The sequence below is a fragment of the Bacillus sp. FSL H8-0534 genome, assembly GCF_038005885.1.
Taxonomy (GTDB): domain Bacteria; phylum Bacillota; class Bacilli; order Bacillales; family Bacillaceae_G; genus Bacillus_A; species Bacillus_A pseudomycoides.
Map to the genome: position 1 here is coordinate 2,614,077 of NZ_JBBOUC010000001.1, position 13,795 is coordinate 2,627,871.

12 protein-coding genes and 1 pseudogene are annotated in these 13,795 nt (G+C 35.1%); 4 read left to right on the top strand and 9 right to left on the bottom strand.

Features of this window, described 5'->3' with window-relative positions; all coding sequences use genetic code 11:
- Positions 1-90 precede the first annotated feature (90 nt).
- Together MHH71_RS13420 and MHH71_RS13425 are read left to right on the top strand one after the other, a co-directional pair.
- The gene (locus tag MHH71_RS13420) at positions 91-648 is read left to right on the top strand and encodes a GNAT family N-acetyltransferase (RefSeq protein WP_006093322.1); all 558 of its coding nucleotides are present in this window, start codon (positions 91-93) and stop codon (positions 646-648) included.
- A gap of 178 nt (positions 649-826) precedes the next feature.
- The gene (locus tag MHH71_RS13425; RefSeq protein ID WP_003194890.1) at positions 827-946 is read left to right on the top strand and encodes a YfhE family protein; all 120 of its coding nucleotides are present in this window, start codon (positions 827-829) and stop codon (positions 944-946) included.
- A gap of 588 nt (positions 947-1,534) precedes the next feature.
- Here the strand turns inward: MHH71_RS13425 and MHH71_RS13430 are convergent.
- The 7 genes and pseudogenes from MHH71_RS13430 to nagE all read right to left on the bottom strand — a co-directional run bounded on the left by MHH71_RS13430 (position 1,535) and on the right by nagE (position 10,917).
- Positions 1,535-2,701, bottom strand: a complete 1,167-nt coding sequence (locus MHH71_RS13430; RefSeq protein WP_018767243.1) for a diglucosyl diacylglycerol synthase — start codon at positions 2,699-2,701, stop codon at positions 1,535-1,537.
- Positions 2,702-3,112: 411 nt separating this feature from the next.
- Complete coding sequence (gene pflA / locus MHH71_RS13435; protein ID WP_003194887.1) at positions 3,113-3,844, bottom strand: pyruvate formate-lyase-activating protein; 732 nt, start codon at positions 3,842-3,844, stop codon at positions 3,113-3,115.
- Between the two features lie 66 nt (positions 3,845-3,910).
- Positions 3,911-6,160, bottom strand: coding sequence for a formate C-acetyltransferase (gene pflB / locus MHH71_RS13440; RefSeq protein WP_018782719.1), 2,250 nt, complete (start codon positions 6,158-6,160; stop codon positions 3,911-3,913).
- An 828-nt stretch (positions 6,161-6,988) separates the two neighbouring features.
- Positions 6,989-7,639: a DsbA family oxidoreductase gene (locus tag MHH71_RS13445; RefSeq protein WP_006093329.1), complete on the bottom strand. Its 651-nt coding sequence runs from the start codon at positions 7,637-7,639 to the stop codon at positions 6,989-6,991.
- Between the two features lie 108 nt (positions 7,640-7,747).
- Positions 7,748-7,900, bottom strand: a pseudogene (locus MHH71_RS13450) (sugar ABC transporter ATP-binding protein); the annotation flags it as partial.
- A gap of 43 nt (positions 7,901-7,943) precedes the next feature.
- Complete coding sequence (locus tag MHH71_RS13455) at positions 7,944-9,155, bottom strand: serine hydrolase domain-containing protein (RefSeq protein ID WP_006093330.1); 1,212 nt, start codon at positions 9,153-9,155, stop codon at positions 7,944-7,946.
- Positions 9,156-9,417: 262 nt separating this feature from the next.
- Positions 9,418-10,917 carry an N-acetylglucosamine-specific PTS transporter subunit IIBC gene (nagE, locus tag MHH71_RS13460; protein ID WP_006093332.1) on the bottom strand — a complete coding sequence of 500 codons (1,500 nt, stop codon included), beginning with the start codon at positions 10,915-10,917 and terminating at the stop codon, positions 9,418-9,420.
- A 499-nt stretch (positions 10,918-11,416) separates the two neighbouring features.
- Between nagE and glsA the strand changes: the two genes are divergently transcribed.
- Both glsA and MHH71_RS13470 read left to right on the top strand, forming a co-directional pair.
- Positions 11,417-12,346, top strand: a complete 930-nt coding sequence (gene glsA, locus MHH71_RS13465) for a glutaminase A (protein WP_006093333.1) — start codon at positions 11,417-11,419, stop codon at positions 12,344-12,346.
- A gap of 177 nt (positions 12,347-12,523) precedes the next feature.
- On the top strand, positions 12,524-12,865 hold the full coding sequence (locus MHH71_RS13470) for a DUF3969 family protein (protein WP_003194872.1): 342 nt from the start codon (positions 12,524-12,526) through the stop codon (positions 12,863-12,865).
- Positions 12,866-12,886: 21 nt separating this feature from the next.
- On the opposite strand, the gene MHH71_RS13475 is transcribed toward MHH71_RS13470, so the two are convergent.
- Positions 12,887-13,045 (bottom strand): hypothetical protein, encoded by a 159-nt coding sequence (locus tag MHH71_RS13475; RefSeq protein WP_000532411.1) that lies wholly within the window; start codon positions 13,043-13,045, stop codon positions 12,887-12,889.
- Positions 13,046-13,162: 117 nt separating this feature from the next.
- Positions 13,163-13,771: a sporulation membrane protein YtaF gene (gene ytaF, locus MHH71_RS13480; RefSeq protein ID WP_033798586.1), complete on the bottom strand. Its 609-nt coding sequence runs from the start codon at positions 13,769-13,771 to the stop codon at positions 13,163-13,165.
- Between the last annotated feature and the right edge of the window lie 24 nt (positions 13,772-13,795).

Sequence of the window (13,795 nt, forward strand, 5' to 3'; positions counted from 1 at the left end):
CCCACCCCGAAATTTTTTAAAGGTTGATATAAAAATTTCGAGGGTGGGGTGTTTTTTCGTCATGCTACCCTCATATGAGGAGGAGTTAGTATGTTAAAAAAACGCGACTTACACGACAGCCACGTTCTATATGATTTAATGGTGGATCCTGCTGTCTTCCCTTTTGTGCGTCAAAAAGCTTATTCATACGAAGAGTTTTTATTTTTAACAAAGCAAACAATAGAAGCAGAAGAGCGTGGTGAATTAATTTCACGCACAATTTTAGATGAATGGGGAACCCCTATCGGCACGATTACTTTATTTGATGTGCAAGAAAAAGCTGGTTTTCTTGGTACATGGCTTGGAAAACCGTATCATGGCCAGGGGTATAATAAATTAGCAAAAGATGCTTTTTTCAGCGAGCTTTTCTATGAGTTAGATATTGAAATAATCTTTATGCGTATTCGCAAAGTAAATATTCGTTCGATGAAAGCAGCTGAAAAACTACCATATGTAAACCTAGCAAACGAAACTAGAAAAGCTGTTTATGATCAAATTAACGCAATCGAAGAAGTATATAACTTATATGAAATTCCAAAAGATCAATATACTCTTTCTACAATGCGTGATACTACATTCCAAGATACTCATCATTTAAAAGAAGCGTAGTATGTCACTAATTATAAAGTGAAACTTTAATCAGTGGGGAACTTATCCCCCACCTATTTTGTGAGGGCCTTACTGCCCGCGAATAGCGGGATAAAATGAATATACTTGTTTATTGTGTATACCTCTTTATGTCATTGGAAATGATAGATAATAACTTTATGACACGAGGTGATCTGTAATGGATAGAAAGAAACGTGAAAAAGCAAGAAATACATTAAATAGTACACAAGAGGTTCTTTATCAACGAGAGTTTCGAAGAGCAGATCGTGCAGCGGGATATCGCCCTAAAGGTGTATAATTATAAAGTGAAATTTTAATCAATGGGTGCTTTATCCTTCACTGATTATCAGCCCTCACCAATCGGGCTTTTACGGGCACTTGATCACTTAACTTCTTTGCTTTCGTCAAAATTTGAGATGAAATTTTACTGCCCACAAATAGTGGGATAAAGTGAAACTTGAGGTAATTTTTTTACCCTCTCCTACCCTTTACTTTTTGGATGACAAAGTAAAGATTTACCCCTTATATTATAAGGGGTATTTTTTGTGGAAAACTTTATCCACAAAATTAATAGAATTGTGTATAAATTTATCAATTCTTTTGGATTATTATAAACTTAATCACAAATATCATGTTTATTTTGTGGATATTTTTTCTGAAAATTGTGGACAATGTGGATATCGTTGTTAATATTCCGACTTTACCGTCTATTGAAACCGCATTCTCTTGTGGATAACATATAACGAATATATAAAAACATACAACTTTATCGAGGGGAACTGTTTTGGCTAGGGCAGTTATACCTTGTGACTAACTTTAACTTTTATACTGAATTCCTACAAAACAACAAAGAAACCCTCTTTCCAAATACAAAGAGGGTTTCATATTACGTAAAAGATTGAGCAAGAGCTGGCGACTTAATCGGCATATGATTAGATTGCACATGGTTCTCTTCTAAAATTGCATCTACAATGTGGCAAGCTGGCTCTGGACGATAGATACTTCCCATCGCTTCTTTCATTTGTAAGAGCTTCCTATCATCTTCTAATAGTGCCTTTGTTTTCGCAAAAATGTCCTCATCTTCACGAATTACAAGTGCAGCTCCTTTTTTTTCAAAATATATTGCATTTTCATTTTCTTGTCCCGGTACTGGTTTATATAAAATGACAGGTACTTGTAAAGCTGCCGCTTCGCTTAATGTAATGCCCCCTGGCTTTGTAATCATACAAGAGGTAATACGGAATAACTCATCGATATTCTCTACATAACCAAATACTGTTAATGCCTCAGGCTTTTGTTCCTTAAGCCCTAATAACTCTTGTTTTAAGGCTTCATTTTTCCCACAGACAACAGCTATTTGAAGATTAGGAACTGTCATAAATGATTGACATAATTCTTTTACATTTCCTAATACACCATGGGCACCTGCTACAATAAGTAAAATCTTTTTCTCACGAGATAAGTGATATTTACTATATAGGATTTCCGGGTTAATAGTTAATTCAAAGTTTTTACGAATTGGAATCCCAGTTTCTACAATTTGCTCTGAAGGTACACCAATTTCAACCATTACTTTTTTCACATGATCTGTCGCTACAAAATAACGATCTACTTCACGATGAATCCATATTTTGTGTAAACAAAAATCTGTTAACACATTATAAACAGGAATTGAGAAACCTGTTTGTTTTTTCAATTCCGGTACTGCAATAATTGGAAATGTATTAATAACAATGTCTGGTTTTTCTGCATGTAATAATGCTTTTAAGCGTTTTCTCCCAAAATTCGCATACCACGATGCAATTTTCTTATCGTAAATCTTTTCTACACCATAATAAAATAAGCGATATAGCTCTTTACCTATTGTATAACTTTTCAAGTATAAATATTTTGTAATATCCGTTATGACTGGATGTGACTCTCCAAATAGGTCACACACAATCACATCCTCAATTCCTTTTTGACGAAATGTTTGTGCTAATGTTTTTGCTACTTGCACATGACCGTTACCGTAATGTGCAGTTAATATTAAAACCTTGGGGTTTTTTATCAAACAAATCCACTCCTAGCTTTTTCGCTTTCCCATATTGCATATACGACAATAGGAAAAACATTTTCCTAAAAAAAATTACATGTTTGGATTCCAACACTTTCATGTTAGCTATGTACCTGTCGTGGATATGCAAAGCATATAAGATTGACCCCTTAATCCTATCTGTGCTCATATCTTTACATTATACTTTCCTATCAGAGCTTTCGCAATAACTTACAAATGATCATATTCCATGATACTCACCCTGCTACTTCTTAATTCTTGTTACTATTTGGTTTTCCCTTTACAATTATGTAAATTTATCCTCTTATTTCTTTACAAAAATATGGATATTCCACTTTCAGTATACTCTTTTCTATAGATATACTCTAGATTTTATTAAAAGAAAGCAAAAAGTCTAATCCAAATGGATTAGACTGCTTGTAAAATATTTTTTGCCTTTTGAACATTTTTTTCTGTTGGAGGTTCTACCCCTTCAAGAGGATACTTATGTCCAAGTGCTTCCCATTTATATACACCAAGCTTGTGATATGGTAAGACTTCAACTTTCTTTACATTAGAAAGACTTTGAATGAAGCTAGATAATCTCTGCAAATCTTCTTCACTATCAGTAACACCTGGAACTAATACGTGTCTTACCCAAATTGGTTTTTGTTTATCAGATAAATAACGAGCAAATTGTAGAATGTGTTCATTCGTTTTACCAGTTAATTTACGGTGCTTTTTAGGATCGATATGTTTTAAATCTAATAATACTAAATCTGTATAGTCCATTAAAATATTTAATTTTCTTTGGAACTCTGGCTCTTCAGAATAGCAGCCTCCAGAAGAATCGATTGTTGTATGAATTCCAATTTCTTTGCATTTCTTAAATAGCTCAATTAAAAAGTCTAACTGCAGTAATGGTTCCCCACCGCTCACAGTAATGCCACCACCGGAAGCTTCAATAAAAGGAAGGTAACATGTAACATCCTGCATCACTTCTTCAACTGTTATTTCTTTTCCTTTACCGATTTCCCACGTATCAGCATTATGACAATATTGGCAGCGTAATAGACACCCCTGTGTAAATATGACATAACGAATTCCTGGGCCATCAACAGTACCACAAGACTCTACAGAATGAATTCTTCCTTTTACCATGTTAACTTCCTCCTTTATTGAAACAGCCTCCCTCTGCTTTTATTACAACAGAGGGAAACTTTTTACTTACATACTTTCATGCATTGTACGGTTAATTACATCGATTTGTTGTTCACGAGTTAATTTAATGAAGTTAACTGCGTAACCAGATACACGAATTGTTAATTGTGGATATTTTTCAGGATGTTCCATTGCATCCATTAATGTTTCACGGTTAAATACGTTAATGTTTAAGTGATGTCCTTCTTTCACTGCATATCCATCAAGCATAGATACTAAGTTTTTAACTTGTACATCATCTTCTTTACCAAGTGCTTTTGGAATAATTGAGAATGTATTAGAAATACCATCTTGCGCATCTTCATAAGGTAATTTTGCAACAGATAATAGTGACGCTAGTGCACCTTTTGTATCACGTCCATGCATAGGGTTTGCACCTGGTGCAAATGGCTCACCAGTACGACGACCGTCTGGAGTGTTACCAGTTTTCTTACCATATACAACGTTAGATGTAATAGTTAAGATTGACATTGTATGAACAGAGTTACGGTATGTTTTATGTTTACGAAGCTTGTTCATAAATGTTTTCACAAGGTTTACTGCAATTTCATCTACACGGTCATCGTTGTTACCGTATTTAGGGAAATCACCTTCAATTTCAAAGTCAACTGCAATGCCATTTTCATCACGAATTGGTTTTACTTTCGCATATTTAATTGCACTTAAAGAATCAGCTACTACAGATAAGCCAGCGATACCCGTTGCCATTGTACGAAGAACATTTGTATCATGAAGTGCCATTTCAATACGTTCATAGCTATATTTATCGTGCATATAATGGATAACATTTAATGTGTTTAAATATAAACCAGCTAACCATTCCATTGTCATATCGAATTTGCGCATAACTTCTTCGTAATTTAATACTTCAGAAGTGATAGGTGCAAATTCAGGTCCAATTTGTTCTTTTGATTTTTCATCTTTACCGCCATTAATTGCATATAATAGTGTCTTAGCTAAGTTTGCACGAGCTCCGAAGAACTGCATTTGCTTACCTATTCTCATTGCAGACACACAACAAGCAATACCGTAATCATCGCCATACTCTGGGCGCATAATGTCATCATTTTCATATTGAATTGCAGATGTTTTAATAGACATTTTCGCACAGTAGTTTTTAAAGTTCTGTGGTAATTGTTTAGACCAAAGAACTGTTAAGTTTGGCTCTGGAGCTGGTCCTAAGTTATCTAATGTGTGCAAGAAACGGAATGAGTTTTTCGTTACTAATGGACGACCATCAAGTGCAATACCACCGATAGATTCTGTTACCCAAGTTGGGTCACCAGAGAATAATTCATTATAATCAGGTGTTCTCGCAAATTTCACAAGACGTAATTTCATAATGAAATGATCGACAATTTCTTGTGCCGCTTCTTCAGTTAATGTACCATTTTCAATATCTCTTTCGATGAAGATATCTAAGAATGTAGAAGTACGTCCAAGGCTCATTGCTGCCCCGTTTTGTTCTTTAATCGCTGCAAGGTAAGCGAAGTATAACCATTGGAATGCTTCTTGTGCATTTGTTGCTGGTTTAGAAATATCAAAACCATGAGAAGCAGCCATTTGTTTTAACTCTTGAAGTGCACGCATTTGCTCGGATAACTCTTCACGTAAACGCATTGTATCTTCGCTCATTACACCGCCGGTTAAATTTAAGTCTTCTTTTTTCGCTTCGATTAAACGATCAACACCGTATAATGCCACGCGGCGATAGTCACCAATAATACGTCCTCGACCATATGCATCTGGAAGACCTGTAATAACACCTGATTTACGAGCTAATCTCATTTCTGGAGTATAAGCATCAAATACACCTTGGTTATGCGTTTTGCGCCAATCTCTGAAAATACGACTAAGTTCTTTATCCATTTCGTATCCATAAGCTTCACAAGCTTGTTCTGCCATACGAATACCACCATAAGGTTGTAATGAACGCTTAAATGGCTTGTCAGTTTGGAAACCAACTACTTTTTCAATATCTTTATTTAAATATCCAGGACCGTGAGATGTAATAGAAGAAACAATGCTTGTATCCATATCAAGAACGCCACCATTTTCACGTTCTTGTGTTGTTAACTCCATTACTTGATCCCAAAGTTGTTTCGTTGCTTCTGTTGCTCCCGCTAAGAAGGCTTCGTCACCTTCATAAATGTTTACATTATTTAAAATGAAGTCGCGGACATCAATCTCTGCTTTCCACTTTTCACCTTTAAAGTTTGTCCATGCATTTTTTACATTTTCTAATACTTGAGTCATCCTAATCTCCTCCATTTTTTGATTAGTACAGGACTAAGATTTTTTATATAACAGCTTACACATTTAGAATACTACTTTTTTTGAAAAAGTGAATGAGATAGTTGTGACACGTTTGTGAAATATTGAACAAACCACTATACACATAGTGTTAACTTCATTTAAAACTCTTTTAAATTAACTCTTTCCTTAATTGTATTTTTTTGGTATTCTTATGAACGAATCCTATTCTGTAGTATAAAGGGTCATACCCATTTTAAACTGTAATACCCTTACCTCCTATTCTGTTATAGTTTCTTTAGAACAGAATAGAAAGAAGTGTACCTGTTTGGTACACTTCTTTTCATGATTAATTGGAAATATATTTTACATATTTCGAATTTGCACTAATCCATTCGTTCGTCCCCACACAATATAAAGTGAAACTTTAATCAGTGAGGGTTTTCTCCATCCTCCACTGATTATTAGCCCTCACCAATCGGGCTTTTACGGACAGTTCATCTCCCACCTAACTTCTTTGCTTTCGCTGAATTTTGAGGTGGGAGTGTTACTGTCCGTTAATGCGGGATAAATCATTTTCTTCTCCATATATTTTGAGCAGCTGTTGCATTTGGATTTCCGGTATCATGAGCAACAACAAATGTAACTTGATCCATTTGTAATCCAGAACGTCTTTTACTTGGGACGGGCAAATACTGCGGGGGAATTGCATACTTAATTTCTAATACCTCCTCTTTTGGTTTTTGCTACATATAAGCTTGAACATAGAGAAATGGCAGAACTTATTTAAAATAAAAATAGCTGTTGGGACACTCCCAACAGCTATTTTTATCACTCACAGCCATCTATGTTACATGTCATTCCTTCTGACAAAGTTGTAGTTTCTTTTTTCAATTCTTGTTCAATCACTGCTTCTAACGTTTTTTTATCTCGGACACCTTGGACAACGCTATTACCAATAATAAATGTTGGTACAGCTTGTACGCCCTGTTCATAATATGCATGATGTACTGCTTTTTCATGAGCTGCTTTATATGTGTGATTTTCTAAAGCAGCTCGAAATGCTTCTTGATTCAATCCGACTTCTCCAGCAATTTCTACTAGCACTTCAATTTCGCCGATATTTCGTTCTTCTTGGAAAAATGCTGTGAATACACGGTGCTGATACTCATTTCCTTTTCCATGTTCTTTCGCAAATTGATATCCTTCAAAAGCTGTATGTGTATATGGATGCGGTGAAAGTCGGGGCAGTTTCATATCAACACCCATTTGCTCTGCCCATGGCATAATTGTGCTTTGAAACATCCCTAATTTATCTGGCTCATTCCATGGATCAATTCGCTCCGCTGGATATGGTCGTAATTCAAACGGCATCCATTCTACTTCTACATCTTTTCCTTGAATTGCTTCTTGCAGTGGCTTTTCACCTAAAAAACAAAATGGACAAACGTAATCCGAATAGACTTTTATTTTTAACGTCATGATTAATTTCCCCTTTACGATCGAGTTGAAACAATTATAGTTACAACGAAGTTTAATTGTCAACTCTTATACTTTTCCAATAAAAGAGGCATCCTACTACGATGTCTTCTAATTTTTAAAGGTTATAATTGTTGTTACCGCATAGTATACCGCTTTTTCAAAATCCGCATGTTCAGATACCGATATCGAAACAAGTGACCCACCACTTGCTGAAAAATATTGAACTGCTTCTAGTGGAATGCCGTCTTCTTTTACATCAATTCTCAACTTACATGAAAAAAAGACTACCTCAAAAGATAGTCTCTTACACTTCAATATGCTGCAACATCGTATAAATATCATTATTAACCGTACCAAATGATTTAATGTTATTTTGAATATTAGATAATAAAATAACATACGCATTACCACTTCTACTAAATCCATTTAAACAATTCCATCCCGGCATTACACCGTGATTAGAGTAACTTCCCGGATTTACATACCATCCAAATCCATAATCTTTTTTAAATGCTGTAAACATTTGATTGTAGCTTTCTTTGGATATTAGCTTCCCAGAAAATAGCGCTTCGTTAAATAAGTATAAATCATTTGCACTCGTATATATGTCGCCATTTCCATATAATTGTGACATGCTCGGGATAGCAGGTACTGTCATATTATTATTTACAATCTTGTAACCAGTAGAAGGATACTTTGTTTTCTCTAATTCAGTACCAAAACCCGAATTTTTCATGCCTACAACATCAAAAATATGTTGTTTAATATATTCTTCTAATGGTTGTCCACTAACTTTCTCAACAATGTAACCAAGTATTGAATAATTGGAATCCGAATACTTCCATTTTTCACCTGGATTAAATAAACGTTTTTGTTGTCCAATTCGCTTCAACAATTCCTCATGAGAAATATCATCTGCTCCTGCCTCATATTCAGGAATTCCAGATGTATGTGTCAATAGATGAACTAATTTAACTTCGCTACCTCTTGGAAAACTAGGAATATATTTCGCTATTGTATCCTCTGTTTGAAGTTTATTTTGATCTTTTAACTGCATAATCGCTGTCGCTACGAATGCCTTTGAAATTGAGCCAATATAAAATGTTGTTTCTGAATTATTTAGTATTTTTTTCGCCTGATTTGCCAGCCCGTACCCTTTATTCAAAAGTACTTTTCCATTTTTCACAACAACTGCTGTTCCACTAAAATTTTTGCTCTTTAAATACTCATCTAATTGGGCATTCTCGTTAATTTCTTGTGGTGGTCCTTGGACAGGTTGTTCCACTTCCTTATTAGCTTGCTGTGGCACTTCCGGAGGTTGTTCTGCTTGTTTTTGTACCGTTTCTTTCTTTACTTCCTTAGTTGCTTTTAACGCATTCTCTTTCTTATTATGTGGAGTAATTTTTGTAAACGCAAAATATACAAGCGAAAACAATACAATGAGAATGACCGTTCTTTTTATGTATGTAACCGGTCGACGAGCTTTCACACTGACACTATCCTTTTCTTCATTCATGGTTCTTTTTTTCCCCTTATTTACCAATAATTTAATCCATTCATAAAAAAGATACCCTCTAATTTCTCCTAACTAATGGAAGTTTTGTTTTATACCATCCCTACTTTATCATGTGACGAACGTATTACCAACAAATATGCACAAAAAAAGAAAAAGAAAATTCCAAAAAGTAAGATTCCCGATAATATTTCTATAAAAAAAGAGGATGCCCTCAAAAAGATCAACTTTATCGACCTTTTTGAACATCCTCTTTTACAATTATTTATACATGTTTTTTCATATCATCAGCTACAGATTCAACGTTTGTACCTACGATAACCTGCACGCTTGTATTACTTAATTTCATAACACCTTTTGCACCTGCACGTTTTAATGCTGGCTCATTTACTAAGTTTGCATCTTTGACTTGTAGGCGTAAACGAGTCGCACAGTTATCAATAACGGTTAAGTTGTCTTTTCCGCCTAATGCTGCTACGTAAGTTTCACCGATAGATCCTGCAACTGGTACTTCATCTTCATCTTCTTCTACTAACTCCTCATCATCTTCACGACCTGGAGTTTTTAAGTTAAATTTCTTAATTAAGAAATAGAATACCGCAAAGTAAATTGCTGCATAAATCAAACCAATTCCCGCTAATAATAACGGTTTTGTTGCAATACCTAAGTTTAAGAAATAATCAATCGCACCGGCACTAAATGAGAAACCATCGTGAATACCAAGTTTTGTTGTTACAAATAACGAAATACCTGTTAATACAGCATGAATACCATATAATACTGGAGATAAGAACATGAATGAGAATTCAATTGGTTCTGTAATACCAGTTAAGAATGATGTTAAAGCAAGACCAGCTAACATTCCTGTAACCATTTTACGTTTTTCTGGTTTAGCAGCTGCAATCATTGCGAAACATGCTGCTGGTAAACCGAACATCATAATTGGGAAGAACCCAGTCATAAACATACCTGCTGATGGATCTTGCGCAAAGAAGCGTGCGATATCACCATGAACAATATCGCCTGCTGCATTTGTAAAATCACCAAGTACAAACCAGAAATATGTGTTCATTACATGGTGTAAACCAATTGGAATTAATAGACGATTTAATAAACCGAATAGACCAGCTCCGATTGCATCTAAGTTTACAATACCGTGTGCTACTGCATCAATACCGCTTTGAATTGTTGGCCAAATTTGACCGAATACTAATCCTAAAAGAAGCATGACAACAGAAGTAATAATTGGCACGAATCGTTTTCCTGCAAAGAATCCTAACCATTCTGGTAATTTAATCTTATGGAATTTGTTATATAATAAGCCAGCGACAACCCCTGCAATAATACCACCAAGTATAGCCATATTTATCTTCGGTGTTAAAGCCGATGCTTTTGAAACTTTTGTCATTGTATCTGCTAACTTACTTGGATCAACTGAACCGAGTAAGTCTTGAACACTTTTTAATTTATCATTTAATTCTGCTGTTGAATAACTAACACTTAAAGTATTAGTTGTATTCTTCATAACTAGATAACCAATCGCACCTGCAAGACCTGCGGCACCACTACCATCAACAGATAAACCGATTGCAACACCAATTGCAAAAATAAGTGCTAAGTTATCAAAAATTGCTGCACCGGCCTGTGCCATAACAGGAATATCAAATACGTCTGGTTGACCTAAACGAAGCAATAATCCTGCTGCTGGTAACACTGCGATTGGAAGCATTAACGCTTTACCAATACGTTGTAGAAACTGCAACATTGTAATTCCCCCTATTCAATTTATGAAATCGTTATCATTATAATTGCACCTTAGAAAACGCTTTCTATTACATAATCATAATAACATATAGTTGTATAGATGTGTAGCTTTTATTTATGAACTTTTTATGGATATATTCCCCATTTTCAAACTGTTATATAAAAGGGGGATTTTCCTTTTATTACCGACTAAAATGAAAGATAAGGCAACTATACAGCCATTTTGATTTTCCAACATATAAGCCACGGCTATGAAGAACAAAAGGTGACCTGCCCTCGTTTTCTCTCTTTGTTTTACTTGGCATGGGGCAGGAAGAAGATCTGACCACTTCTATGCATGGCCAGATCCTCTCTCCCAACTAAAAAAGGGTTTATATTGTTTTCAATTTTTATTCAAATAGAAGTTTCATTTTATCATTCCACTTTTTCATGTTATTATTTATTTCCAAGTTTATAGGGAACAGTAAACTTAGTGAAACAGGAACAGGAGCGTTGGTATTATGCAGTGCATCGAGATAAATAACTTGCAACAGCTGTTAGAACAAGTAAAGCCATATACAAAAAAAGGTAAACTTGCTACTTATATCCCCGAACTAGGAAATGCAAATCCAGACGATTTAGGGATCGCTATCTACCATAAAGAGACAGAATATATCCATGCTGGTAACTCACAAACACTCTTCACCCTTCAAAGCATTTCAAAAGTAATTACACTTGCTCTTGCTCTTCTAGATCGCGGTGAAGAATATGTATTCTCTAAAGTTGGAATGGAGCCCACTGGTGACCCATTCAATTCTATTATTAAGCTAGAAACAACTAGCCCTTCTAAACCTCTTAATCCAATGATTAACGCTGGTGCGCTAGCTATTACAAGTATGCTTACAGGAGATAGTAACGAAGAGAAGATGGAACGAATTCTCCGCTTCGTACGTGATATTACAGACAATCCTACAATTAACTACTCTTCAAAAGTAGCCATCTCTGAACTAGAAACTGCTTACTTAAATCGTTCTCTTTGCTACTATATGAAGCAAAATGGCATCATTGATGGCAATATCGAGGAATTAATGGATTTATACACACGTCAATGTGCTATTGAAGTAAACTGTATTGATTTAGCACGTATTGGTTTAATCTTCGCAATGGATGGCTACGATCCATATAAGAAAAAACAAATTATTCCAAGACATATCACAAAAATTTGCAAAACATTTATGGTAACATGTGGCATGTACAACGAATCTGGTGAATTTGCAATCCGCGTTGGTATTCCCGCAAAAAGTGGGGTAGCCGGTGGTATTTTTGGCTGCGTAAAAGGCGAAATGGGAATCGGTATTTTTGGACCAGCTCTAGATGCAAATGGAAATAGTATCGCTGGATTTAAAATATTAGAGTTACTCTCCGCTCAGGAAGGTTGGAGTATTTTTTAAAAAGGTTTCTTAATGACAGTTTTCCTCATTACCTATAATTCAATTTCAAATTCCAACAAATAAAAAAGTTATCCTGCCCCCACTTAAATAGGATAACTTTTTTTATTATGCATATTTGTTCCCCCCTCCCGAATAATATAGTACAACCTAACGCTATACGGTGGAGGTGTAAAAGAAATGAAACTTATTTTTCAAATGGAGGAACAGCCTGTCCTAGAAAAAACCATCCTTCTTTTTATACTCAGTATTGTAGAAAGCCTAAAATTAAAAGTTGTTTCCCCCGATGAGGCTTATCGATACATATTCAATTTAGAAGTATTGGAATTATTAATGGATCGAAATATTGATGATCAAGTACTAGAGCTTATTCATTTTGGAATGGGGCTTGAAGACATTCATCATGTCCTTCCCGAAGAACTTGAACCAAGTATTGAGGAATTAAAATGGCGTTGCATTCAAGTTCTAGGTGAATATGGCATGTATGAAGAATCACAGCAATTAATTGAGGACATCCGCTAAAAAAGCACCTATATAGGTGCTTTAATGTTTTTTTAAACTATTTTTGTACGTTTCAATATTAACTGGTAATTCTTCCTCTTCTAACGTATGCTCATTTACATCCTTATGAATGAATGCTCCTTTAGGCGGCTGATGATCATGACCTTTTTTCTTATGATCAAATGCTTTACCACGTCCCATACTCATCCCCCTTTCTTTAAAAGAAATCAATGTTAGTATGAAGAAAAACACGTCGATATATGCAGTACTTTGTTGTATTTCCAAGGAAATATTCGAATATTGTTTTCCAATCTGCTCTCACATCAATTGATCGATTCCGATAAGAATTAGTAAAATGCCCGCAATAATTGTTGCCCATTTTCCTAAGTATTCCGCTAAAAATCTCTTCCCTATATAGGAAAAACCGCTAATACAAATGAAACTAAATGTACCTGAGATAATTGCAGTCCACCAAAGATTCAAGTTGGTTACTCCCGCATCAAATCCCCCTGCAAGATTATTAATTGATAATGCAACACCTAATACCAATGCTTCAGAAAAACTGATTGTTTTAGATCTATCAAAATCAGCATTCTCAGGATTACGTAATATTCCCATCACGCTTCCATCTTTCTCTGATACCTCCCCTTGCTTACTAAGTAAGGGTTGACATAAAACAAATACCCCAATTATCCCGAGTACAAGTGCACCAATTAAATTTGCGATAAAATCTGAAATAAACAATGAAATCCAACTTCCAAAAAAGCCAGCCAATAGAGCAAACAAGAAACCAAAAAAGGCGATGATAAAATTATTAAATCCAGAAATTCGAATCTTGCGAATCCCATACGCAATACCTACACCTGCATTATCTAAATTAGAAGCAATTCCAATCAAAAAAATTGAAAATAAACTGGCTGTACTCATCAACATTCACTCCTTCTGTTCACT